19 protein-coding genes and 3 pseudogenes are annotated in these 23,808 nt (G+C 57.2%); 7 read left to right on the plus strand and 15 right to left on the minus strand.

Annotation, left to right across the window (positions count from 1 at the left end):
• Nucleotides 1–81: 81 nt before the first annotated feature.
• Nucleotides 82–759, minus strand: a complete 678-nt coding sequence (locus tag RX331_RS23810) for a GntR family transcriptional regulator (RefSeq protein WP_317252320.1) — start codon at nt 757–759, stop codon at nt 82–84.
• A gap of 580 nt (nt 760–1,339) precedes the next feature.
• Here RX331_RS23810 and RX331_RS23815 point away from each other — a divergent pair.
• Together RX331_RS23815 and RX331_RS23820 are read left to right on the plus strand one after the other, a co-directional pair.
• Nucleotides 1,340–2,929: a hydantoinase B/oxoprolinase family protein gene (locus tag RX331_RS23815; protein WP_317252321.1), complete on the plus strand. Its 1,590-nt coding sequence runs from the start codon at nt 1,340–1,342 to the stop codon at nt 2,927–2,929.
• A 100-nt stretch (nt 2,930–3,029) separates the two neighbouring features.
• Entirely contained in the window at nt 3,030–4,343 is a 1,314-nt protein-coding gene (locus RX331_RS23820) for an FAD-binding oxidoreductase (RefSeq protein WP_317252322.1), read from the plus strand.
• Nucleotides 4,344–4,349: 6 nt separating this feature from the next.
• On the opposite strand, the pseudogene RX331_RS23825 reads toward RX331_RS23820, so the two are convergent.
• Both RX331_RS23825 and RX331_RS23830 read right to left on the minus strand, forming a co-directional pair.
• Nucleotides 4,350–4,457, minus strand: a pseudogene (locus RX331_RS23825) (IS5/IS1182 family transposase); the annotation flags it as partial.
• Nucleotides 4,458–4,648: 191 nt separating this feature from the next.
• Nucleotides 4,649–5,311 (minus strand): TetR-like C-terminal domain-containing protein, encoded by a 663-nt coding sequence (locus tag RX331_RS23830; RefSeq protein ID WP_317252323.1) that lies wholly within the window; start codon nt 5,309–5,311, stop codon nt 4,649–4,651.
• A gap of 96 nt (nt 5,312–5,407) precedes the next feature.
• Between RX331_RS23830 and RX331_RS38920 the strand changes: the two genes are divergently transcribed.
• Both RX331_RS38920 and RX331_RS23840 read left to right on the plus strand, forming a co-directional pair.
• Nucleotides 5,408–5,524 carry a VOC family protein gene (locus tag RX331_RS38920; protein WP_410708313.1) on the plus strand — a complete coding sequence of 39 codons (117 nt, stop codon included), beginning with the start codon at nt 5,408–5,410 and terminating at the stop codon, nt 5,522–5,524.
• Between the two features lie 497 nt (nt 5,525–6,021).
• A complete protein-coding gene (locus RX331_RS23840; RefSeq protein WP_317252325.1) occupies nt 6,022–7,557 on the plus strand; it encodes an ABC transporter substrate-binding protein in 1,536 nt (511 codons plus the stop codon).
• A 1,139-nt stretch (nt 7,558–8,696) separates the two neighbouring features.
• Here the strand turns inward: RX331_RS23840 and RX331_RS23845 are convergent.
• Nucleotides 8,697–9,308, minus strand: coding sequence for a hypothetical protein (locus tag RX331_RS23845; RefSeq protein WP_317252326.1), 612 nt, complete (start codon nt 9,306–9,308; stop codon nt 8,697–8,699).
• 204 nt (nt 9,309–9,512) lie between these two features.
• On the opposite strand from RX331_RS23845, the pseudogene RX331_RS23850 reads away from it, so the two are divergent.
• Nucleotides 9,513–9,982: pseudogene (locus RX331_RS23850) on the plus strand (IS21 family transposase); the annotation flags it as partial.
• Nucleotides 9,983–10,091: 109 nt separating this feature from the next.
• Here RX331_RS23850 and RX331_RS23855 read toward each other — a convergent pair.
• The 5 genes from RX331_RS23855 to RX331_RS23875 form a co-directional block, all read right to left on the minus strand.
• Complete coding sequence (locus tag RX331_RS23855) at nt 10,092–10,475, minus strand: hypothetical protein (protein ID WP_317252327.1); 384 nt, start codon at nt 10,473–10,475, stop codon at nt 10,092–10,094.
• 215 nt (nt 10,476–10,690) lie between these two features.
• Entirely contained in the window at nt 10,691–12,496 is a 1,806-nt protein-coding gene (locus RX331_RS23860) for an ABC transporter ATP-binding protein (protein ID WP_317252328.1), read from the minus strand.
• A 37-nt stretch (nt 12,497–12,533) separates the two neighbouring features.
• Nucleotides 12,534–13,361, minus strand: a complete 828-nt coding sequence (locus tag RX331_RS23865) for an ABC transporter permease (RefSeq protein ID WP_317252329.1) — start codon at nt 13,359–13,361, stop codon at nt 12,534–12,536.
• Complete coding sequence (locus RX331_RS23870; RefSeq protein WP_317252330.1) at nt 13,358–14,305, minus strand: ABC transporter permease; 948 nt, start codon at nt 14,303–14,305, stop codon at nt 13,358–13,360. The genes RX331_RS23865 and RX331_RS23870 overlap by 4 nt, the downstream gene beginning before the upstream one ends.
• Nucleotides 14,306–14,392: 87 nt before the next feature.
• On the minus strand, nt 14,393–15,925 hold the full coding sequence (locus RX331_RS23875; protein ID WP_317252331.1) for an ABC transporter substrate-binding protein: 1,533 nt from the start codon (nt 15,923–15,925) through the stop codon (nt 14,393–14,395).
• A gap of 280 nt (nt 15,926–16,205) precedes the next feature.
• Here RX331_RS23875 and RX331_RS23880 point away from each other — a divergent pair, with 280 nt between their 5' ends.
• A complete protein-coding gene (locus tag RX331_RS23880; protein WP_317252332.1) occupies nt 16,206–16,967 on the plus strand; it encodes a 5-oxoprolinase subunit PxpA in 762 nt (253 codons plus the stop codon).
• 32 nt (nt 16,968–16,999) lie between these two features.
• Here RX331_RS23880 and RX331_RS23885 read toward each other — a convergent pair whose 3' ends face one another.
• Nucleotides 17,000–17,728, minus strand: a complete 729-nt coding sequence (locus RX331_RS23885) for a pyridoxal-phosphate-dependent aminotransferase family protein (protein ID WP_317252333.1) — start codon at nt 17,726–17,728, stop codon at nt 17,000–17,002.
• 581 nt (nt 17,729–18,309) lie between these two features.
• On the opposite strand from RX331_RS23885, the gene RX331_RS23890 reads away from it, so the two are divergent.
• Nucleotides 18,310–19,278, plus strand: a complete 969-nt coding sequence (locus tag RX331_RS23890; RefSeq protein WP_317252334.1) for an IS481 family transposase — start codon at nt 18,310–18,312, stop codon at nt 19,276–19,278.
• Nucleotides 19,279–19,425: 147 nt separating this feature from the next.
• Here the strand turns inward: RX331_RS23890 and RX331_RS23895 are convergent.
• From RX331_RS23895 to RX331_RS23915, 5 genes and pseudogenes are all read right to left on the minus strand, one after another.
• Nucleotides 19,426–19,820: pseudogene (locus RX331_RS23895) on the minus strand (Mur ligase family protein).
• Nucleotides 19,793–20,149: a hypothetical protein gene (locus RX331_RS23900; RefSeq protein ID WP_317252336.1), complete on the minus strand. Its 357-nt coding sequence runs from the start codon at nt 20,147–20,149 to the stop codon at nt 19,793–19,795. Before RX331_RS23900 ends, RX331_RS23895 begins: the two are co-directional and overlap by 28 nt.
• Nucleotides 20,150–20,385: 236 nt before the next feature.
• A complete protein-coding gene (gene pruA / locus RX331_RS23905) occupies nt 20,386–22,032 on the minus strand; it encodes an L-glutamate gamma-semialdehyde dehydrogenase (protein WP_410708314.1) in 1,647 nt (548 codons plus the stop codon).
• Nucleotides 22,033–22,042: 10 nt separating this feature from the next.
• A complete protein-coding gene (locus tag RX331_RS23910; RefSeq protein WP_317252338.1) occupies nt 22,043–23,248 on the minus strand; it encodes a pyridoxal phosphate-dependent aminotransferase in 1,206 nt (401 codons plus the stop codon).
• A gap of 192 nt (nt 23,249–23,440) precedes the next feature.
• The gene (locus tag RX331_RS23915) at nt 23,441–23,791 is read right to left on the minus strand and encodes a RidA family protein (protein ID WP_317252339.1); all 351 of its coding nucleotides are present in this window, start codon (nt 23,789–23,791) and stop codon (nt 23,441–23,443) included.
• Nucleotides 23,792–23,808 lie beyond the last annotated feature (17 nt).

The following is a 23,808-nucleotide window of genomic DNA, read 5'->3' on the forward strand; positions in this document are numbered from 1 at the left end:
CGTATCGATTGCAGCCGCCCAGCGGCAGCTTGCGAGCGAAAGCGCCTCTGAAGCCCAGCTGCATCAGCCTGAAGCTGGGATCTACTTATTCTGAAAGTAGAGCCGAGTACGGCGGGCCGCAGCTGAAAGCGTCCTTTTGGTGCGCACAATATGGTCTTCCAGAAGCTTCACAGCGCGATCGACGTCGTCATTACGGCAGGCTTCCAGTATCGCATAGTGCTCCTTCTGGGGTTGCTCCTTGCCAGTGGCGAGCGAAACCTGCGTTCGCACAAACAGAGACACATGTCCGTAATTTAGCTCAACCATAGAGAGCAGCTTTGGGAAATTGCATGGAGCATAAAGACTCTCATGGAACTGCCAATTCATCAGCCCCCATTTCTTAGGATCTTTCTGCTCGTCATAGGAGCGCAGAAGCCGTTCGGCGACCTCGAAGTCGTTTTCGATCATGTTGGGGACTGCAAGCCGCAGCGCTCGACACTCCAGCGCAATCCTTATTTCCATTAGTTCATTGATGTCTTCCCACGACAGCGAAGCTACAACCGCACCGCGATTGGGGTGCAGCGCGATAAGCCCCTCCGCCTCAAGTTGCCGAAGCGCCTCACGAACCGGTATCCTGCTAGTTCCAAATTTGTCGGCCAGCTCTTCCTGCCGAAGCTGCTCTCCAGCCTCGTATTGGCCATCCAAAATCTCACGTCGGAGTTGCTCGCGAATCTGGTCGGCGACCAGCACCTTCTTGGAGTCCGCCTCGCCATCGACCATTCCCAGCCCCCAGCGGCTCGCAGTTCGGATAAAAAGCTGCTGTAATGTATACAAGCAATGTATGCAACAAAGGCTCATCAGCGTCCAGCCTGACAGCCCGTGATGGAGAAAGTTCCAGAGCTACCTTTGGCTGCCACGAGGATGTGTGGTGCACCAATATGTGATCTTCGACGCAGCGCCGATCCGAAATACCAAATCACATAAATTTATCCACTAGACGGCATATTGTATCCTATTGTAGACTGCGATCGAGCCAAATCGGAGAACAAAGAAATGGGAGGCGCGCTGGGATCTGAAGGTCGCTGTCAGCCATTGGCTGTGCGCGCCCTTGGCCAACTCAAGCCGATTCGGCGCGCTGAGCTTCCCCCGACAAAGCTCAACTCCATGCTGCGCACCATTAGATGCTGCATTGAGACAAAGCTCGGGGTGCTTAATCCATACGCAGCTCAAGTCTCATAGCGGCTACCCACCCGTCACTACGGATCTCGCACACATGCGCCCTGAAGCTTTGTTCCGATCCACATCCCTTGCTTCCCTCCCTCTCTTAAACCCCATCGATGTCGAGGTCATCGGAAGCGCATTGACCTCCATTGTTGAGGAAATGGGCGAGATGCTGGTTCGATCCAGCTATTCGCCAAACATCAAAGAGCGGCGCGACTGCTCCACGGTCATTTTCGATGCAGACGGTAACGCGATGTGCCAGGCAGCACATATTCCCGGTCACTTTGGCTGCTTTCTCGAGTTCATTCCCGCGATTTACAAATTCTTCCCAAGAAACAAAATTCGACCAGGCGACGTCTTTGTCGGGAATGATGCCTACGAGGGCGGCGTCACTCATCTTAACGACATCACCTTTGCTTCCCCTGTTTTCATTGGCGAGACCCTCTTTGCATGGGTCATGAACTGCGGTCATCATTGCGACTTCGCCGATCGCGGCGGAGCTCATATCTTTCAAGAGGGCTTGCGTATTCCGCCGGTGCGATTCTATCGCGAAGGCGCGCTTCAAGAGGATGTGCAATCACTGATCTTGCTGAATTGCCAAGTTCCCGAAGAACGGGCCGCTGATTTTCGCGCCCAGATCGCCGCAAACAGGCTCGGCGAAGCTCGGCTTCGTTCTCTTTGCGAGAAATACGGCGTGGAGATCGTGCGTTCGGTGTCAAACGAGCTTCAAGACTATGCCGAGCGTCGAGTTCGCGCCGGCATCCGAAACATTCCGAATGGAGTTTACCATTTCGGCGATAATTTTGAGCGCAGCAATTATCCGGAATTTATGGACTTCAGCCTGACCATGACCGTCCACGACGATAGTCTGGACTTCCATTTTGACAGCCCGCCGCAGGTACGGGCGGGAATAAATGTAGTCTATACAGCACTGTTGGGTGCGGTCTATTTTGCCGTGAGAGCAATGATCGATGCTGGCATTCCTCCGAACTCGGGCATGGATCGGGCGATCAATGTCACGGCCGCGAAGGGAACTGTACTGAATTGCGAACTGCCTGCTGCAGTTAGCGGGCGTATGGCCGCATCGCAGCGCGTTGTCGAGCTGGTGTTCGGGGCCTTCGCGGAGGCCGTGCCCGAGCGCATCATTGCAGGAAGCAATGGGGCGGGTTTCTTCAGTTTTAGTGGCGTGAAGCACAACAAGATGTGGGCCTACGCCGAGACCGTGGGCGGTGGTTCGGGCGCCCGCGCGACCAAAGACGGGTTGGATGGTGTGCACGTGCATCTGACCAACACGTCGAATCTTCCGATCGAGGCGCTTGAGACCGAATATCCAATCAGCGTGCTGCGCTACGAGTTGGTTGACGGCTCGGCGGGTCCCGGCCGCCATCGCGGGGGGATGGCACTGCGCCGCGTCTACCGCGTGGAAGACACCTGCAGGGCGAACGTCGGCGGTTCACGGATGCGCACTCAACCTTGGGGTTTCCAAGGGGGCAGGAACGGCGCAGCCGGCAGTTTCTCAGTAAAGAAGGATGGGCAACAGAGCGAGGTTACTCACAACGCTCCAAACCCTGCTGAATATCACAAAGGCGATGTGCTTGAGCTCGTGACCGCGGGCGCGGGCGGCTATGGGCCACCTAACGAGCGCGAGGCCGCGGCAATCGCTCGCGACATCCGGGAAGGCGTCATTTCGGCGGCCGACGCCAAACAGATTTACAATTATCCGAGGTAGGCGGCAGCGATCAAGCCAGGCAGCCGGCGTGTGATCTTCCGCTATCGAGCCGCGAGCACGCGGGAGCTGGTCTGGCCTACATCAAGAAGGGAATATATTCGTGCGTAACAAATACCGTTCGTATAATTTTCCAAGCGGTTGGAATAAGCTGCTTCCAGAGAGGCCCCCCGCCTCCTCGGCAAAAGGCAAAATCGCCGCAAAATACGCTGTTGTTGGAGCAGGCTATACCGGGCTCGCAGCGGCACGACGGCTCGCTGAACTCGATCCGTCGGCCGATATCATCGTGCTCGAAAGCAGCGTTGTCGGAGAGGGATCATCTGCGCGCAATTCGGGATTTACAGGCGGCGCCAACCTTGCGAAGTTGTTTACGGGCCCGAAAGATATGAACGTTGATTCCATTGGGGTTAGCCAGTCAGTCTCAGAGTACAATGGCCACGGCCTGAGTTGGCTTCACGAGCTGATGGCGCAGCACAATTTCGAATGTGATCTGAAGAAGTCGGTGACCTTTCGTGCCACGGCTACCGCCGAAGGCGAAAAGCTCCTTCTGCAACAGCAAGCGGTCGCTCTCAAAGCGGGTAATGATTATCCATTGATCGGGCGCGACGAACTCGAGGCACGTACTGGCATGACGCATTATTGCCGTGCGCTCGTCTACGACACAAATTTTCTGTTGGATCCGGCGAAGCTCATTCGAGGGCTTGCGGATACACTGCCATCGAATGTTCAATTGTTCGAACGTTCACTGGTATCCGAGCTGAGGAGGGCTGGAAAATGGGTATTAAAAACCGCTGAAGCCGAAGTTACTGCCGATGTGGTCGTTCTAGCCAACAATGCGTTTGTCAAAACTCTTGGCTGGCTCGGCGACAAGATCATGTCACTCTATACTTACGCCGGCATCACCGAAGCAATGTCGGCCGAGGACGCAAAGAAGCTTGGAAGCGAGCCTGTTTGGGGTCTGACGGCAGCGGTCCGCGCCGGCGGTTCCACTCTGCGGCGCGTGGGCGAGAACCGTTTCATGGTACGGAGCTTGTATTCCTATGAAAGGGAGATGGATCCTGCCAAGGTCCGCCAGGGCATAACTGAGAAGTTTCACCGTCGGTTTCCCAAGCTGTCGCATGTGAAAGTTGAGCATTTCTGGGGTTGCATGACCGATATGACGCGTAACGGCAATCCTTATTGGGGGCAGCTCGACGACGGATTGTTCGCGTCTGTGGGGTATAACGGGCTTGGTATCACCAAGGGCACGATTTTAGGTAAGCGCCTTGCCGAGAGGATCTTGAACCATGGCAACTGGCAGGAAGTTGAGAAGGTCTACGGCTGCGCCAACAAGATGCCGTCCGAGCCCATTCGCGCGATAGGGTACAAGCTGATTTATACGGTCCGCACAAGGCTTGCCGGCGTCGACGCCACCTAACCTAAATCAAGCGGGTTGGACGGACACGGGGTAGTTGCCGGCAAGCCTGTCATAACGCGTCCCCACTCGACGACATTTGCGTGAAGAACGCTTGACTCGATTGCGGGCACGATGGGAGCCACGCTCAACCTGAGTTCAAGGAAATCGGCGCATTATGATGGGGCGTCGCAAGTCGGTCCTTTACTTTTCGCGCTTACATTTCAAATCCCAAAAAAACGTAAGCACTGTGTAAGCAGCTTGGCAGAAGGCGTGGGGGCGGTTGCAGCGTGCTGGGGCGGGAAGCCCAGCCGGCGGCGCCCCGAGCGCTAGCGGATCGAGTTCTCGATGATGGTCCGAATGAAGAGCTTGCCTATCGTCTCCTTGGAAAACCAGCGGCGAAAAAACATTGGCCCGATCAAGGCAGCGACGAGATCGCTTGTGATTCGGTCGGACGAAATCTCGCCCTTGGACTTGGCGCGTTCTATGACAGCTTCGAAGGGCGCCATGAAACTTTTGTGCAGGTTCGCCTGCATGGCCTCGATCTCAGGATCGCGCTCCGCCGCATCGATGATCGAGTGATAGACAGAGCTCCAATTCACTGTCTGCAACTGGTCAGAAAGTCTCTCCAACAGAGCCGACAGATCTGCCTGGATGCTTCCGGTGTCGGGCGCTTCTGGCACGCTTCCGAGGCGGGAACACGCATCGATCAGTAGCGGCGAACGCGACGGCCCGGTGCCGGAGATCGTCGTGTTCGAGATACCGGAGGTGCGGGAGACCTCGACGATGCTCACCCCGTTGATGCCGCTTTGCGCCAACTGCCGGTAGGTTTCGCGAGCACCTTCGCCTTCGAGCGCTCGACCCTCTTCTCCGCGATCTGAGTGGGCTCTGCCCATAGCCACCTTTCCTGCTTGAAAAGCAAGCCCTATGTCGAGCTGCACCCGGAAAGGTGCCAGTCTCGCCATCGTCACGCGGAAGGCGACCGAGTTCATGCACGGCGGGAGTTGGTCGCCAGTGCCAATCGTTCCGCGATCCCTGAGTTCGAGGTAGACGATGTCGACGTCGAGCGTGACCGCATCGACGCCTTCGTGACCGATTGGCTGCAACAGCCAAAGGATATGCCTTGGGGCAATCGCTCGATGCTGTTCCGCGATCCCGACGGCAACCCGATCAACTTCTTCAGGCCGATCGACGCCAAAGCCTGAGCGGGCGCCGGCGCGGCGCCCGTCATTCTCCAGAATAGCAACGCGAGTAGAACAGCACGACAAACAGAACCTGCCGCATTCACGCCTTTGGCGGTCCGGACGTCCTTCGCGTGGAGGAGCTCCCCATTTCGGAGCCTGGCGCTGGCGAGGTTGTCATAGCCGTCAAAGCGGCGGGCGTGAACGATGGCCGGATTGACCGGGTCAATGCCGAGGCGCTTGAGATCCGCGGTGATTTCGGCGTCCTTGACGAACGCGCGCACCTCGGTACCCGGCTTGATCTCCCTACCCTCGATCCAACCGTTGCCGCGGCATGCTCATGGGGACAACCGCGGCGAAACGGATGATGTCTTGGACGAGGATCTGTGGAGGCTTCGAGGCCTTTACCTTCTGCTGACCATTTTAACATATCCGCCCTGCCTATTGCATGCAATTTAGTTACAATGTATACATTACCTAGCATCAAAGGTATTTTCGCGTTCCGGCCTTGGGAGAGAAGAATGGAAGCAAACCGCCGTCATTTCTTGAAATCGTTGGTTGCGGCAGGTGCCTCTCTGCCAATGCTTCGCAGTATCGCCAGCGCCCAGCAAGCCGACAACACGCTCCGGTTGGGCTTGCAGTGGTTCCCAGCAACATTCGTGCCGGGACGAAGCGACGGCATTACCACCATGGGAACTATTCTTCTCATGCATCGCGGGCTTTTGACCTATGACCACCGAGGTGAACTGCGGGGTGAACTCGCGGAGAGCTGGAGCCAGGATGGCGAAAAAGGCTGGCTGGTCAGACTGCGTGAGGCATCGTTCTCCAACGGCAAGGCAATTACCGCAGACGATGCGAAATATAGCATCGAGCGTATGGCCAGCGATCAGGTCGGATCGTCGTTAAGGCCATACTTCGCCGGCTTAAGCGTCAGTACGGTGGACAAGAGCACGATCAGGATCACCACACCGGAGCCGGTTGTGACTATTCCCGCCCTGCTCGCCAATCAGCAGGTCATGATCATTGCAAAGGACTCCGACAAAAACGGAGCGTTCGGGATTGGTGCTGGGCCTTACGTGCTGGACCGGCACGAAGATGGAGCCTTTGTCGAAATGGTCCGCTCGGAGCACTACTTCAAGCCTGGTCTACCCAAATACGATCGTGTTCGGATCGTCAGTTTCCAAGATGAGGCGGCCCGCGTCAGCGCCTTGGTTGCCGGCGACGTCAATTTCATTGACTATGTTCCCTACAACGCGATGGACGGGGTCGAAAAGAACCCAAACCTCGCCCTGAACTACGACCCGCAGGGGGGCCTGCTCCTTCTGACGTTTAACGGCAAGGGCATCTTTGCCGACGCGCGGCTCCGCAAAGCTGTTGCCTTTGCGCTTCGCCGGGAAGAGATCGTCACTGGCGTCCTGTACGGCAGAGGGGCACCCCTCAATGGTGTACCACGCACCAAAGGCAGCCCCTATTACTCTGACGAGACTGCAAACTACTGGCGCTACGACCCGGAGCTTGTCCGATCCCTTCTCGCCGAAGCAGGAAAACCAAAGGGATTCAAGTGCACGATGCTGGCTGCTTCCGATCTTGCGCAGCATCGGGATTCCGCTGTTTTCATACAAAGCCAACTAGCAGAGGTCGGTATAAAGGTGAATTTCCAGCTTAGCGACTACTCGTCACGACTGGCGGCCGGCCTTCGCGGAGAGGGTGACATGGGCATCAATGGCGCCAGCTTGCTCAGCTCTGACCCAGACGCCTTTTCGAGTATCCAAGATCCGAACCCCTCCCTTCCACCCTCCGTCACTCGCAGCAGCAACATTGAGGTTCCGCAGCTCAGCGAGTTGCTTGCAAAAGGGAAACGGGAATTTGCCCCCGAGAAGCGCACGAAACTCTATTGGCAGGCGGACAAGGTTTGCCTTGACTATACCACGTTCTGTGGGATCGCCTATCGCGGCGCGGGATTTGGGCTACGTAAAAGCATCAAGGGATTCTGGACGTATCCCGGACTCCTATCGGCTTTCTCTATGCGAGCACTTGATGAAGTCGCTCCCGGATGAGCCGACTGTACAGATGCGTTCCTGAAACTACTTGCGTGGATGGGTCACGACTGACTCTTCATTGATCCAGCCGGTCATGCGCTTGCGTTAAGCCGAGTGAGCCGGTTTTCGTGGCGAAACCATAAAAGCTGCGCATGTCTTCCTAGCGGCCTGGACGAATTGCTGCTGCGCTAGAGTGGGCCGTCAATCATTTCGGATGACGAGAGACATCTTGGATAGCTCACCAGGCACCGAGGCGTTCAGTTCTGTTAGCACCCCGCTCCGTTTTTCGAATGCGACTCTTGAGGTCGTCATGAGTGCAAGTCAATTACTTTCGGCTGCAGGCCGCGGATGAGGTCGATCCCCAAAAGACATTTCCAAGCGCTATATCGCCTGAGTAGCCGCAGATTGTGATACGCCTATCTGGAACTCGGCTTGTTGCACGCTGCTTCCTTGAGCAACAAGGTCAGCTATCCGGAGGTGTCGCAGGTTCAACTTCGCTGAAGTATGCTGCGATCGACCAAATTGGAACGACTCTGCGCCAGCATCCCCTTCTGCCATTTCCAAGACGACAGCCCCGCTTCCACGATCGCATGCCTAACAACGAACGGAGTTCGCTATCGTTATGACTACATTTCACCTTGCTCACGGCAGTGTACGAAGCATAGAGAGGGGTTCGTAGGTTTTGTTAGTTGCGCGCAACCTCACGGCTGAACTGTCTGACTCAGAGACCATCCGTCGCAAGAAGCCTTTCCTTTCGAGACGCCTCGATTGGATCGTTACAAAACGTAGAATCAACGTGGAGTGTCTCGCAGATCATGTTAGTCAAGACGCCGCCGCCTCGATCAAGGTCCGCCAGCGGGATTTACGCTCTCTTCCAAAGAGACCGGCATATGGCCGTAAAGACCCGGGGCTTCATCGATTTTGTCAGAAACACGTTCAACCGCAGAACCACGTCAGTGACCAACCGTTAGATCGCCAAAGCTAGCCTTGCCTTGCTGTCTGGGCTCTCCTAGCTGGACCCGCAGCGGGCACACGCCAGATAACGTATCTGACTGAACTCCTCTAACAGCGTTCGATCGACTTCGGCTGAACTAATCGATGTGTCAGGAGATCGCGGATCAGATCTTGCGGAACGCTGGATTTTTGCTTCGCCTGAACTAATCGGGCTCGACAATCGCATCCGCCAATTTCGCCGCGGGAGCCGTCGTTGGCAGCCCACGTTTTTCGTAGCGATCCGCGAGGCGATAACGATGATACATCGTGCGCATTCCGAGCCAGCGCAGAGGCTCGGACTCCCACCGCGCAACCTGCCGATTGACCCAGGAAAGATGAGCGAGGTTCATATGTGTCCTGTAATCAGATCGGCCAGTGTACGGCCCGCCAGATTCGACGTGGCAACGCCCGAGCCGACATAGCCGCCTGCCACGCATGACCATTACGGCGATCGAAGCCGACGTTCGCACACCAATGCCGCGGGACACCGAGCACGCCACACCATGCATGATCGAATTGGCATTCGCCACCTGCGGCAGCAGATTGACGAGCGTGGCTTGAAGTTCGCGGATCGTTACCCTCTGCGTCCGTCCATTGTTATCGGTTCGTGATCCACACCAATAGGGAACGCCCCGGTCGTCAAACGCGATGCGCCCTTCTCTTGTGCGCTGGGAATAAGAATACATGTGAGCGGCAGCGCCCAAGAGCTCACGCCGATCCCAGCCGATCTCGCGCCAAATGTCATCGGACAGTGGCTCCTGCGGCGCGGCGATCAAAGTGAGAGTGCAGCGTCAATCAAGATGAGAATGCCGCCGCTGGACGGGAACGTAGGGAGGGCGTAGCCCGACCGGAGTTTCCGTCCAGCGGCGGCGGCCTTTTCGAGGCCGTTCTCTGGTGGTCGCGGTCGGCCGGTATTCCGGTGGTTTTTCCGATTCGGAGGAATCACTTTTGTGCCCGGCCGCCACATAACCGACCATCAATTGAGGCTCTACGTGAAGCTCAGGAAGACCCATCCGACACCTGTCGCCGCGGCGAAGGCGTCGATCACTTGTCAGCGGCCTACCGGATAGAGAAGGATCCAATCCTACCCTCGCAGAGGATAGAGAAGGATCCAATCCTACCCTCGCAGAAGAAGGAGCCGCGCGGACGACGGCGTCCCGATCCACTCGCCGACATTTTCGACGCTGAAGTCGTGCCGCTGCTGCGGGCAGCGCCCCGCATCCGGCCCGTGGCCATTTTCGAGGAGATGAGGCGGCGTCATCCCGGGTTGGGCGAGGGCGTGCGCCGGACGCTGGAGCGGCGCATCCGAGGCTGGCGTGCCATCCACGGTGAGGAGCAGGAGATCATCTTCCGCCAGGCGCACGAACCCGGCAGGCTCGGTCTGTCGGACTTCACCGACATGGCCTCATTCGACGTCGCCATCGCCGGTCAGCCACTCGACTACCGGCTCTTGACCGCCACGAGCCGATTTGCTCCGGCGCGCGTGGAGGCCAAAGGCACCCCATAGTCGACGTCCGCCCAGTTGGGCCGGCAACCGGCGGTTTTGCTCCTCAAGCTGCTTAATCGCTCGGCTTCCCGAAGGAGAGGTCCTTGAGGACCTCAAAAGCGGTAAGGTGCTTGTAGGTTTTCTCGGTTAGCGACAACTCCAAAATCCAAGGCTTTCCATTCAGGGGCTTCCTCCGGAGGAAGCCCCTGCTCTCGAGAAGCCTCGATTGCGCTGTGACAAAGGAAGGATCAACCTGGAGCTTCTCGGACACCACATTAACCGGAACGCCATCGCCTCGATCGAGGTCAGCCAACGCCACCAAGATCATCCAGCGTGGCCCGCAGACCCCCAGCGCCTCTGCCCAAAACGAGCGCACCTGCTGAGGATGGTCACTGGCAGCCGAAAACCCCAAGGAGACTGGCAAATCATCCAACGTTCTGGAGACGGAATCTGTCACACCAAACTCCTCTCGCGCCCGGCAAAGCGCGCATGTTCCGCTGTTCTCAGCTTTGCTCGTTTCAACTTGTACGATTCTGTCCCAAATCAGCTAAAAAATTCTCCAGACCTACTAAGTCGCATCGCTTTCTCCCTACCCTAGCGCAGCGTGCCTCGACCATCTAGAAGCACGGATCGCGCAGTACCTTGCGATTTTAGATTTGAAGGTGCTTCGGTCTACGTGGCCACCACGAGATGTCCCTCAGACACAGTACGGTAAGTGCGTTTCGGTGGCTTGAAATCCAATGACCTAACGGGAGAAGGCAGATCCTGGACGGGTCCGCGCGTACGCTGACGCCTCACCTTTGGATCAGGTATGGGAACGGCCTCGATGAGTTTTCGGGTATACGGATGCTGCGGATTCCCGAAGATCGCTTTGCGTGAGCCAATCTCAACGATCTCGCCCAGGTACATGACCGCCACTCGATGACTCACGCGCTCGACCACCGCCATATCGTGGGAGATGAATAGATACGACAGTCCGAGGCTCGTCTGGAGATCGAGCATCAGATTAATGACTTGAGCCTTGACGGTCACATCCAACGCGGAAACGGCCTCATCAGCGACAATCATCTTGGGCTGCAGCGTCAACGCTCTGGCGATACAGATTCGCTGGCGCTGTCCTCCGGAGAACTCATGCGGGAAACGGTTGGCAACTGAAGGATCGAGTCCGACCTGTTGAAGCAAGTCATAAACAATTTTCTGGGCTTCGCTACCAGAGGCTCTGCGATGAATAACTAGCGGTTCCGCGATGGCATCCCCCACGCGAAGTCGAGGATTCAGACTCGCGAACGGATCCTGAAAAATCATCTGAACGCGCTGCCGATACTCGCGCAATCGACTCCCGTGCAAACCGGTGACATCCTTGCCTTCAGCACGAATTTCGCCGGCCGTCGGACGATTGAGACCAAGAATGGACCGCGCAACAGTGGACTTTCCGCATCCAGACTCGCCAACTAGAGACAAGGTCTCGCCCTCACGGACCTCGAACGAAACGCCTTCGAGCGCATGAACCGTAGCCTTGGGCCGACCGAGCAGACCGCCGGTGATCGGGAAATGCTTCGTAAGATTCTTAACCTCAAGCACAATCCTTTCGGCCCGGACCGAATTTCGCCCCGGAAACGACCGAGTAACGGCGCCGGTCTTGGTATCCACGGTGTCAAATTTCGTTGGATTGTCGCATCCGGACATTGAGCCCAATCGCGGGACTGCAGCAAGCAGTGCCCTTGTATAAGGATGCTCGGCACCTTCGAAGATGGCGGACGTTGGTCGCTGCTCGACAATGACACCGTTGTTCATTACGAGAGTGCGATTGGCGATCTCGGCCACAACGCCGAGGTCATGCGTAATGAAGAGAACTGCCATATCCTCCTCGTCCTGCAGCTCTCTGATGAGCTCCAATATCTGGCCCTGAATCGTGACGTCCAAAGCGGTGGTCGGCTCATCGGCTATCAACAAGCTTGGTTTGCACGCGATAGCCATCGCAATCATCGCGCGTTGTCTCATGCCGCCTGAAAATTCGTGTGGAAAATAGCTGTATCGTGCTTTCGCACCAGGAATCCGGACCCGGTCGATCAGCCGAACGGCCTCGGCTCGAGCTTCAGCGCTGCCGATTCTTGCGTGCGATATGAGCGCCTCAGCGATCTGGTCACCGACGCGCATGACCGGGTTCAAACTGGTCATTGGCTCTTGAAAGATCATGGAGGCGTATTGGCCTCGGATCTTTCTCATCTCTTCTTCCGAGAGGGACAGAATCTCGCGTCCGGCCAGCTGGATGTTGCCGCTGATACGTCCGCGGTCGCTAGAAATGAGACGCATGACGGAGAGCGACGTGACGCTCTTACCCGAGCCTGACTCTCCGACGATTGCTACGGTTTCGCCTGATCCGACCTCAAAGGAGACATCTTTCACAACCGGCACCCACACTCCGTCACGGTTGAATGACGTCGTTAGATTTCGAACAGAAAGAATTGGGTTGCTCAACTTCTCACTCGCCCACGTTTAAGGTGTAACCTTTGCATTAACGCAAGACCTCAGTTGCCCTGCCGCCCCGCGGATCCAGCCAGTCCCGAAGCACGTCGCACGTGCCGTACATGGTCAACGTAACGATGCTAAGCACAATGCAAGGCCAGACCAGGAGTCCGACCGAGTGAGCCATCGTGGAACGCGCAGCACCTATCATTCCGCCCAGTGACGGACTCGGAGGAACGACCCCAAGCCCCAAGAATGACAGTCCGGATTCCAGAACCACCGCGGATGCGGCCGCGAGACTGAGTTGGACTAGCATCGGCCCACTGATATTTGGAAGGATTGTCCTCACCATGATCCGCAATCTTGAAGCACCCAGTGTCTCGGTCGCCTCGACATACTCCATCGATCGGACCGACAGTACACATGCGTAGGCGACCCTTGTGAAGGTCGGCGCGTAAACCACGGCAAGAACGGGGATCACCGTCGCGGTACCCGGACCATAAAGCGTGACGAACAGCATCGCCATAAGAAGAGTGGGGAGACAGAGCAGCACGTCCACCGACCGCATGACGAGAGTTTCAGTAAGCCCCCTCAAATAGCCGGCAAGCACTCCAAAGGCTGTGCCGATGGCCGCAGCCGCAAGAGCGGAGGTCACCGCTATCACAAGCGAGATTCGTGTTCCCCAGATGAGTCGCGACATCACACTGCGGCCAAACTCGTCCATTCCAAACGGTTCCTGAAGCGTGGGTAAAGCAAAACGCTTCGTGATGTTCATCGCCTCCGGATTTGGAAGCGGCAGGAGGGGAGCGAGCAGGCACAAGACCGCAATTATCCCCAGCATAACAAACGGCAACAGTCCCGCCTTTTTCCGCTTCATCGACGCACTCTGGGATCAAGCAGCCCATAGAGCATATCAACAACGAGGTTGATCAATATGAAGCTGGCGGAAGTTACCGCGAGAATGGCGGTGACAGCCGGATAGTCGCGCGAGTTCACGGCTGTAACGAGCATACCGGAAAGACCAGGATAATTGAACACTGCCTCCGTTAAGACTGTGCCGCTCAGCAGCGAGCCGACATGAAGCGCGAATACCGTGATAACAGGCATTAGCGAGTTGCGGAGAATGTGCCGGACTATGATTCGTTGCTGGGTCACCCCTTTCGCACGGGCAGTTCTAACGTAGTCCAGCGGTATGACTTCAAGTGTAGATGCGCGCGTTATCCGAAACAGAGTGCCGGCAAAACCGATGCCAATAGTCAACGACGGCATCAACACCAGCATCAAGTGTCTTATGGGATCGTTGGAAAACTCCACGTAACCCCCAGCCGGAACCAGGCGCAAAATCTGTGAGAACACCAACACGAATATCGTACCTTTGACAAAGACCGGAATGGACTGCACGAATGCCGTGATCGCAAAGGCCACTCGATCAAATATCCCCCCACGGCGCAGCGCTGCCGCTACGCCGGCCGGCACACCAATAAGGAGACTGACGAGGGAGCCGAGAGCGACGAGCTCGAGCGTGCGTGGAAACCTCAGCGCGATATCCCTCCCGATCGGGGATCCGCTGATGAGCGATTTGCCGAAATCAAAGCGGACGAATCTCAGCATCGTATCGGCATATTGCTCGTAGATTGGACGATCCAACCCAAGACGCTCGCGCATTGCTGCCACCGACTCAGGGTCGGGCGCATTGCCTTCCGAAGACAGCAGCAGCTCAACTGGATCGCCTGGTACCATCCTTATGGACATGAACACCAGGCTCGTGACCACCAGCAGGAGCATCAGACTAATGCCCACGCGTCTCACGAACCAGACCATTGGTACAGCACCCTTTTGATAGCGAGAACAACAGCGCCACGAAGTGAAGCGCGCAGAGTCGGGATCCTTCAGCAGGCTTCGCGACAGCTACTTGGAGACGGATACCCCATTCAAGCTCCGCATCGAGTATGGGGACAGGAGTCCTGGGTACACCTGAAAACCTTTTAGCCGCTCTGCATGTGCGAAACCGGTGCCGCGATAAGCCAAGCCGCAGAGCGTCGTATGTTCAAGCGAGATGGCATCGGCTTGACGATAGATCTGAGCTCGCTTGGCAGCGTCGAACTCTTGCTTTCCTTTGGCGAGAAGTTCAGTCAATCCAGGAGCGGCAATGTCGTGGCTGCGCACGGCAGCAATCGGCTGGCTCGGATCCTGTATTCGGTCGAACGCAGACGGGTCCAAGCTGTCCATGCCAGTGCCATTTACGCCAAAATCGCCTTCGCCGCGATTCCAGGCGGCTTGCCTTGTGGCATAGTCGGCGAACAGCAGATCGACCTTGATGCCGATTTCCGCGAGATGAGTTTGTACTAAAATTGCAGCATCTCGGTGCTGGGCAAGATCAGATGCTGCAAGCATCTTGCATTTGAACCCGTCGCGATGGCCCGCTTCAGCGAGAAGCGAACGAGCATATCCTGGATCGTAACGCCAATACTCCACATTCTCCTTAAGAAAGTAAGGGGTCCCGTCGGGTCTCGGCGTACCGTTGAGCGGAGCTCCCCGCCCATAGAGCGCGCCCTTGACGATCTCCTCGCGTCGTATCGCGAACGCGGCGGCCTTGCGCAGACGAGGGTCCGCAAAAATGCCCTTCCCGCTAAACACAAGAAAGAGAAGACCGCCATGCTGCTCAAACCTGAGCTTGACGCCAGCTGTGGCCTCCAGCTTGTCCATTGAGTTGTAAGGCACGTAGTCGATGAAATCGACGTCACCTGCAGTGAGCGCGCTTACCCGGGACGCCTCATCGATATATCCAACAACGCGAACGCGGCTGACATGGGGAAGATCGGTCCTGAAATAGTGCTTGGACCGCACCAGCTCGACGTAGGATCCCTGCTCGAAACGGTGAAGCACAAACGGACCGGCACCGATGCCGAGCTCGCTACCATGGTCTGAGTTTGCCTTGATGATGAGCGTCTGCTGGTTCGCCAGCAGGGAGGGAATTGTCGCATCTGGCGTCTTCGTTACGAGGCGGACCGACGTACCGTCGACCACTTCGGGCGCGATGGTAGCAAAGTTCGCGCGCAGCACCGACCCGAGTTCTTTGCTCGCCATGCGCTCAATGCTGTATTTGACGTCCGCAGCGGTAACGGGCGTACCATCGCTGAAAAGGACGTCAGGCCGAAGCTTAACAAGCCAAGAGGCTTCACCGTCTCGCTCAACACTTTCGGCCAAATCGCCCTCGATTTTACCCTCGAAGTTGTAAGTGAGCAGGCCCCGGTGCATGAGCAGTATCACGCCCTGGGTAGAGATGTGGTTATTCTTTCCAGGGATCAGCGATAACGGATAGTCCAGCAAGCCCAAACGCAGCGTGCCTGCATCTTGTGCAAAGGCTCTTCGGCCCAGCATGGGAAAAGTAATGCCGAACGCGGTCAGACCCTTGAGGAGGGAACGTCGTTTCATAATCATGGCGGTTCTCGCTTCACTTCGATGTATAAACTACTATCGAATCGTATTCAATCCTTAGATATCGAATATTCTTACCTCCTCCACAGGACATTTTGCCCCATGGGCAATGTTCAGTTTGCGCTGTCGTCATGGTTGGAGTTTTTATACAAAACTCAAGAGTTGCATCCATTGGCGGATGGTATAGAGTTTGTTGCCCTGCTACGGTCGCAAGCGCCATCCGGTGCACCGCGGCTGGGTAACGTTGGGATAAGGGTCCTCGAGCTTGGCTGTGACGCCTACCATGCCCGCAGTTGATCTTAATTCAGACTTGGGCGAGGGCTTCGGCACTTATACCTCTGCGGACGACGAGGCCATGCTGGACATCGTCAGTTCGGCGAACGTTGCCTGTGGCTTTCATGCTGGCGATCCACACATCATGGCCAATATCTTCGCCCTTGCGAAAGCCAAGAGCGTCGCCATTGGTGCGCATCCGGGGTATCGAGATCTGTGGGGGTTTGGCCGGAGGGTATTGCCTCATACCTTGGCGGAAGTGGAACAGATCACCGCTTATCAGATTGGTGCCGCGCTCGCGCTGGCGAACCTCTCAGGTCACCGGATTACGTTTGTGAAGCCTCACGGAGCATTGGGCAATCTGGCAGATGGCAACCCTGAAGTTGCCACGGTGGTGGCGCGTGCGATCCGGGCCGTTAATCCACATCTCATCCTCGTCGCGACTGCACTTGGATGCCTGGTCAAGGCCGGCGAGGATCACTCGCTACGGGTCGTTCACGAGATCTTTGCGGATCGCACCTACGCCGAGGATGGACAGCTACTCCCCCGCTCGCTGCCGGGTTCCATTGTCACCGACCCCGAGCTGGCACTTGCACGAACTCTCCATATGCTCGAAGCGGGTGGGATCATCACCCAGAAACAGAACCTGCTAACAACACCGATCGACACGATCTGCGTACACGGGGACACACCTCACGCCGTCGCCATGGCGCGCGCGCTTAAGGATGGCTTGCTCGCAAAGGGCTTTGTCGTTGAAGCATTCGCCCCTTGAGCGCGGCCAACAACCCATGCAGAAACGGTTCGCTATTGGCGACCTCCAGAAGATAGTCCAAGGGTGTCGAACATACCGCAGCGACGCACGTATGCGCGAGCCGCCTTTTCGCCCATCCCTGCCTCAATGTTGCGACCGTTAGTGTTAAGAACGGCTTCGATCTGATTGAGATCCAAGGCTATGTCGTCGTACGTTATCGCCCCCATGGTTTTGATCCTGATCTTGTGGGCGTTGGCCTCACCGACCGATGCCGCGATGACAGTGCCGAAATTCTCATAGAGGGACTTCACGAATTGCGCGCCGAGTAACGACGCGGGAAGTTCGGAAACGACCACTGTAGGAGACTTTTGTGAAGCTTGGGTAGCATCCCCAAGACCGAGTGCCGCGCAGCCCACCCGCAGGGCATCAAACAGCACACGATGGCGCTTCAACACAAGCTGCAGGTCTTCGGCGTGCATCAATTGCAGAGCCATCACAAGAGCCTTCACCAAGGGCACTGGGGTGGTAAACGGTGTCTCGCCTTCTTTCATCATGTTGCTCGCACGATCAAAGTCCCAATAGAAGCGCTGGGATGATGAGTTTCGGCGGATCACGGAGAAAGCCTTTTCGCTGACGCTCACAATGCCCAATCCAGGTGGACACATCAGGGCCTTTTGGCTCGCCGTCACGACAACATCTACGCCCCATTCATCCTGCCCCATTTCAAGTCCGCCGACACCACTGACGGAGTCCACAACGAGGAGCGCGTCGGTCTCTTTCACGACCGAACCGATCGCGGAAAGGTCCGCTACCGACCCGTGGAGCTTTCATTGTGCGTAACGAAAACGGCCTTATAGGTACAGGCGGCTCCCCTCAGTTTGGATGCAATAACATCGGGATCCACGGCTTCTCCGGGGGGAAACTCCACCATGTCGACTGTTGCAGCAAATGCGCGGGCGATCGCAGCGAAGCGTCGTCCCCAAAGGCCATTGTCGGCGGCGAGAACACGGTCTCCCGGGACGATAGTGTTGACGACTGACGCCTCCATGACTCCCGTTCCCGAACCTGCAAAAAAAGATGTCGTTTCGGGTACCGATAATCGGCTGCAGCAGCGACTGAGCTCGCTTCATGAGGAGCCTGAAGTCCGGTCCCCGGTGCGCAATCATGGGGCTGGCCATAGCCTGACGCACAAGTGGTGGCACTGCCGTTGGACCAGGAAGCCTTAGTCGACACAATATTTCATGGTCCGACGGAGCAGCCTCGGTGATCATGAGCTAGGTGTGAGCTTTCAGGAGGTTGTCCATTCGGCCCTGACCGAGGAAGCTGAGGTTGCTGAAGCTTCAGATTCCGAGGGGAGAACCGAATGGACACTCATAAGAATGCGCCTCTGACGCCGAAAGGTCGAGAGGCGATGGTGCGGAGCGTGATCGAAGGCGGCCTGACGAAGGCCGCAGCCGCGCTCCGGTTCAACGTTACAGCGAAGACGGTCGCCAAATGGGTCAACCGCTTCGGCGCGGAAGGTGTGGAGGGGTTGCGTGATCGTTCCTCACGGCCGCTTTCATTGCCGAACCAAACCCCGCCTGCCACGTGCGCTGCCGTCGAGGCGTTGCGCCGGCAGCGCCACACCGGCAGGCAGATCGCGGCCGAGGTCAGCGTCTCGCCGGCGACCGTGAGCCGCATCCTGCGGCGGTTGGGATTGAACCGATTGCGCAACTTGGAACCGGCGGAGCCGGTGCGGCGCTATGAGCGTGAACAGCCCGGCGAACTGATCCATATCGACATCAAAAAGCTCGGCAAGTTCAATCGGATCGGCCATCGCATCACCGGTGACCGAACCGGCCAGAGCAGCCAGCGCGCCCGCGGCGAAGGGCCGGGCTGGGAGTACGTCCACGTCTGCATCGACGATGCCTCCCGGATTGCCTTCAGCAAGGTCATGACGAGCGAGCGAAAGGGCTGCGCCGTGGCCTTCCTCAAGGTGGCGATCGCTTACTACGCAAGCCTGGGCGTCAAGGTCGAGCGGGTGATGACCGACAACGGCGCTTGCTACAAATCCGTTGCCTTCCGCAGAGCCTGCAAACGTCTCGGCCTCAAGCACATCCGTACCAAACCCTACACGCCGAAGACCAACGGCAAGGCCGAGCGCTTCATCCAGACCAGCTTGCGCGAGTGGGCCTATGCCCGCGCCTACAGCACCTCAAAAGAACGTGCCGCCGAACTGCCAAGATGGCTTCACCGCTACAATTGGCATCGCCCTCATGGCAGTATCGGCTCTATGCCACCCATCAGCAGACTCGCTCAAACCAGGAACAACCTGTTGAGGCTCCACAGCTAGGCATCCACACCGGTGCTCTTGGCGCTATCGGTACTCGAGGAAAGACCGTTGCAATCGATCTTAACGTCGAGAAGGCGGACCCCATCACTCTTCCCGTCTGCTTGGCGGCCGATCGGATAGATCCTCAGATTTCGTTCTCGCGCGGCATCAATCATCAATTCGGAATAAGAACTGTCGGCGCCTATTACTGACTCCCCTCTCCGTCACGAGCTCGCGAAACAGCCGCAACTTGGTGTCGCGATAATGTTCAAAGGTTGGATGGTAGTTCATGTGATCGTGGGATAGGTTCGTGAAGGCACCGATTTCAATTCTCGTTGCAACCAGACTGCGCCGGTCAAGTCGTGAGATGACGCCTCCATCATCAAATGCGTGATGCCCTGGGCCTTCAGCCGCGCCATCAATTCATGAAGCGCGAGTGGATTGGGTGTCGTGACCGAGACCCCGCCATAGGAAGCACCTTCCGGCGTTACGAGACCGACAGTCCCGTTGCTCGCCGCAGCCCGGCCCTGGCGCGCTAGAATTTGACGCGCAATGACCGCCACCGAGGTCTTTCCGCTCGTGCCGTCACTACGGCCACAGTCTCGGGCTGGCCGGGTTGAACGCGGGCCGCCGCCCGATTCAACGTTTCGCGGTCGGGAAGCACAACAACGGGAATTGAAGTTGACCAGGTGCAGTCAGCCAGGATCGCCGCCGCTCCTGATGCGGCGGCGCGATTGATGTCTATCATCGTTGCATTATCGAGATCGCGCGTGCAAACAAATATGTCGGCCCGCTGAATCTCACCGCTGTTGACGATTAGTCTGGCGACTGGGATCAGCTGCTGTTCGGCAGGCAAAGCTACACGCGAACCCAAAAGCTCCTGCAAATTCATAGTACTCACCTTCCCGCTTGAATCGTACGTTTTGGCCAGCGATCTGTGTCCAATGCAATGAACAGCTGTGCCACTACCAAATGGGTGCTAGCAGACGCCTTTTCCTGAATGCGGACATTAGTAAATTCTACGAGTCGCTCATCACCGGGTACTTATTATTTCGGGCAAGTAGGAGTAGGCCCTGCCAGATGATCTAACTGACTGTTTGGCGAAGACCACACTGGATCGACAACCAGCTAGGCCATATGAGGGTAGCGGTAGTCTGTCGGCGGATTTGATGTTCGCTTCAATGTGCGTGCGGATACCCAACGCAGCAGGTTGATCGGCGAGCCAGCTTTGTCATTGGTTCCGCTGCGACGCGAGCCACCAAAGGGTTGTTGGCCCACGACGGCCCCTGTGGGCTTGTCATTGATGTAGAAGTTGCCGGCGGAAAATCGAAGAGCGGACTCTGCCTGCGCTATTGCGTTCTCATCTTTGGCGAAAACGGCCCCAGTCAGAGCGTAGGGGCTCGTGCTATCAATAGTCTTGAGGATGTTCGGCCACTGCGCATCGGGATAGATGTGCATTGCCAGAATCGGGCCGAATAGTTCTTCTGACATCAGCCGGTGATTTGGATCCCGGACCTCGGCAAGGGTTGGCGGGATGAAATAGCCCGCCGAATCGTCCGGGCGCCTCTTGGTAAGGATCGATACGGAAGAATCGGATTCTGCGTCGGCTATGACCTGAGCAAGCTTCGCGTAGGCCTTGCGGTCTATGACCGCGCCCATGAAATTCTTCAAATCGGCAATATCACCGTAGGTCAGAAGGTCGGTGGCCGACACGAGCTTATCGCGCAAGTCTGGCCAGATCGACTGAGGAATGTATGCGCGCGAAGCCGCGCTACACTTCTGGCCCTGATACTCGAAAGCGCCCCGAATGAGTCCCACCAGCAGTTCATGGACGTTGGCAGATGCATGAGCGACAACGAAATCCTTGCCACCGGTTTCACCAACCAAGCGAGGATAGGACCGGTACCTCGAAAGATTCCGGGCAACCGTCTGCCATAGCGCGTCGAAAACGCTGGTCGATCCAGTGAAGTGTACGCCCGCAAGATCCGGATGGCTCAGAAGGGTCTCGCTTATGAGGGCAGCGTCGCCGGGAACGAAGTTTATGACCCCGTCAGGCAGACCTGCCTCCTTGAGGAGGCGCATAAACAGGTAGTTGCTGATGACCGCCGTCGAAGCAGGCTTCCATACGACGACGTTTCCCATGATCGCTGGAGCCGTAGCGAGGTTGCCGCCGATTGCGGTGAAATTGAATGGCGTGACGGCGTACACGAAGCCGTCAAGAGAGCGGTAGTCCAGCGAATTGCTGACGCCGTCGACGCTAAGCGGCTGTTGCGCTTCCAGATCCAATGCAAATTTCACGTTGAATCGTAAGAAGTCGATCAGCTCGCAAGCGGAATCGATTTCGGCTTGATGGACCGTCTTGCTCTGCCCAAGCATGGTCGCGGCGTTGAGCCGCTGGCGCCAGGGCCCGGCGAGAAGGTCCGCAGCGCGAAGAAAAACACGCGCGCGTTCGGCCAGAGGGGTTGCCGCCCATCGATGTCTTGCCGCCATCGCTGCGTTGATGGCCGATACCACGTCGGCCTCTCCCGCCATGGAGACCTTCCCTAGTATCCTCTCATGCGCATGTGGCGCAGTGATCGAGACCCGCCGTTCTGTGGACTTCTCCGAGCCACCTATGACTAGCGGGACTTCGATAGGGACTTGCGACTGCCTTACGAGCTCAGCCTCAAGCTCCGCGCGCTCCGGCGACCCAGGCGCGTAGGCGAGGACGGGTTCGTTGCTAAGCGACCGGCTGTCGTTCGTCGGTTGGACCATCTGCGTACCCTTTTTCCTCATGAATCCGTTTTCAACGTACAGAGTGGCAGAATTTTTCGATTGATGAGCACGCGCGAGCAAGCGTCTCGTCTCCGTATGAGAAACCGAAGCGGATATGGCTTGGCAGCCCAAAGGCGCTACCATGCACGGTGGCCACACCGGCCTCGTCCAGCAGCGCAGCTGCCACATCTTCGTCGGTGGACAGCTGGGTTCCCGCGCGGCTAACGCGTCCGAGCAGCCCAGCGCAAGATGCGAAGACGTAGAAGGCTCCGTCCGGAGCGATACAGGATAGGCCGGGAGTATTGTTGATGAAACGCACCATGCGGTCGCGTCGCTGCTGAAAAACGCTGCGGCAATGGGCGACAAATTCCTGAGGCCCGGCCAGGGCCGCGATTGCAGCATGTTGCGAGATAGTACAGGCGCCAGAAGTCTGCTGTCCCTGCAGTTTCGACATTGCCGAGATCAGCCAGGACGGACCGACACCGTAGCCGATGCGCCACCCGGTCATGGCGTAGGATTTTGAAACACCATTCATTGTCAGGGTACGTGCGGCGAGCCTGGGTTCCACGGCAGCGATCGTCGCAAATGCAGCATCGTCGTACAACAGGTGCTCGTATATGTCGTCAGAAAGCACCATAACGTTCGGATGCCGCAGAAGGACCTCGGCCAAGCAGCGTAGTTCTTCTCTCGAATAGACGGCTCCGCTCGGGTTTGACGGGGAATTGATGATCAGCCAACGCGTGTTGGGTGTGATTGCTTGTTCGAGCGCAGCGGATGTAAGCTTATAGCGTGTATTCGCGCCGCATTGGACCTCGATGGCCTTTCCCCCGCACAACTGCACCATGCCGGGATAGCTCACCCAGTAAGGTGCCGGTATGATCACTTCGTCGCCCTTGTTGAGAGTGACGGCAAGCGCATTAAAAATAATCTGCTTGCCTCCATTGCCCACGATGACGTCATCAGGCGTAACGGAAAGACCGTTCTCGCGATTGAACTTTTCCACGATCGCCTGACGCAGCTTCCGCAATCCGGCTACTTGCGTATAGCGCGTATGTCCTGCCTCGATCGCGGCAATAGCGGCCGCTCGTACGTGCTCGGGTGTGTCGAAGTCTGATTCGCCTGAACCGAGATCAATGACCTCTTGTCCTGCTGCAATCCGGGCCGCGACCTTGTCCATCACTCGAAAGGTGGCCGACGGCGGGGCGGAAGCGATATTTGTGTTCAGATAGGGCTGCATTGCGGTGCGACTATATTTTCGTAAGGGTTCGGCTTCTTTGCCTCGATGGCCCGAAAAGAGCACCGCGCAGTGACCCAATTCGGTCGGCCAGAGGTGCGCATGCCGCTCTGAGATGCGAACTCTGCGGCTCGAGAGTCGCCTGAATGCAAGCTCTCAAGACCAGGTAGTTTCCGAACGGGTAGCTCCCTCCCCTCACCTCGTGGCCGTAACGACCATTTCCACCAAAATATCCGGCTTTGCCATCTTTGCTTCCACGCACGCACGGGGAGGCGCAGCTGCGGGATCAGTCCACGCATCCCAAACTGAATTCATCGCGTCGAAGTCGCGCTCAATATTCGCCAGGAAGATCTGGACAAATAGGATGCGCCGCTTGTCTGAACCTGCCTGCGCGAGCTCCGTATCGATTTTGGCCAGTACCTCCCGCGTTTGGTGATCAATGGCAGCTGGCCGCTTGGAGGCGGTGTTGCCGGCCAGGTAAATCAGATTCCCGACAACCGTAAATCGGCTCCGCCGCGGCGTTGAATCAAAGCGTTCAATTTGCATCAATTTCGTCCCCAATT

Source organism: Bradyrhizobium sp. BWA-3-5, assembly GCF_032917985.1.
In the GTDB taxonomy this organism is placed as follows: Bacteria; Pseudomonadota; Alphaproteobacteria; order Rhizobiales; family Xanthobacteraceae; genus Bradyrhizobium.

Excerpts from the sequence above, each read along its gene's own strand:
- RX331_RS23810 (WP_317252320.1), bottom strand. The coding sequence starts at position 759 with ATGGTCGATGGCGAGGCGGACTCCAAGAAGGTGCTGGTCGCCGACCAG.
- RX331_RS23830 (WP_317252323.1), bottom strand. The coding sequence starts at position 5,311 with ATGAACTCGGTCGCCTTCCGCGTGACGATGGCGAGACTGGCACCTTTC.
- RX331_RS23840 (WP_317252325.1), top strand. The coding sequence starts at position 6,022 with ATGGAAGCAAACCGCCGTCATTTCTTGAAATCGTTGGTTGCGGCAGGT.
- RX331_RS23865 (WP_317252329.1), bottom strand. The coding sequence starts at position 13,361 with ATGAAGCGGAAAAAGGCGGGACTGTTGCCGTTTGTTATGCTGGGGATA.
- RX331_RS23870 (WP_317252330.1), bottom strand. The coding sequence starts at position 14,305 with ATGGTCTGGTTCGTGAGACGCGTGGGCATTAGTCTGATGCTCCTGCTG.
- RX331_RS23875 (WP_317252331.1), bottom strand. The coding sequence starts at position 15,925 with ATGATTATGAAACGACGTTCCCTCCTCAAGGGTCTGACCGCGTTCGGC.
- RX331_RS23880 (WP_317252332.1), top strand. The coding sequence starts at position 16,206 with ATGCCCGCAGTTGATCTTAATTCAGACTTGGGCGAGGGCTTCGGCACT.
- RX331_RS23890 (WP_317252334.1), top strand. The coding sequence starts at position 18,310 with ATGGACACTCATAAGAATGCGCCTCTGACGCCGAAAGGTCGAGAGGCG.
- RX331_RS23900 (WP_317252336.1), bottom strand. The coding sequence starts at position 20,149 with ATGAATTTGCAGGAGCTTTTGGGTTCGCGTGTAGCTTTGCCTGCCGAA.
- pruA (WP_410708314.1), bottom strand. The coding sequence starts at position 22,032 with ATGAGGAAAAAGGGTACGCAGATGGTCCAACCGACGAACGACAGCCGG.
- RX331_RS23910 (WP_317252338.1), bottom strand. The coding sequence starts at position 23,248 with ATGCAGCCCTATCTGAACACAAATATCGCTTCCGCCCCGCCGTCGGCC.
- RX331_RS23915 (WP_317252339.1), bottom strand. The coding sequence starts at position 23,791 with ATGCAAATTGAACGCTTTGATTCAACGCCGCGGCGGAGCCGATTTACG.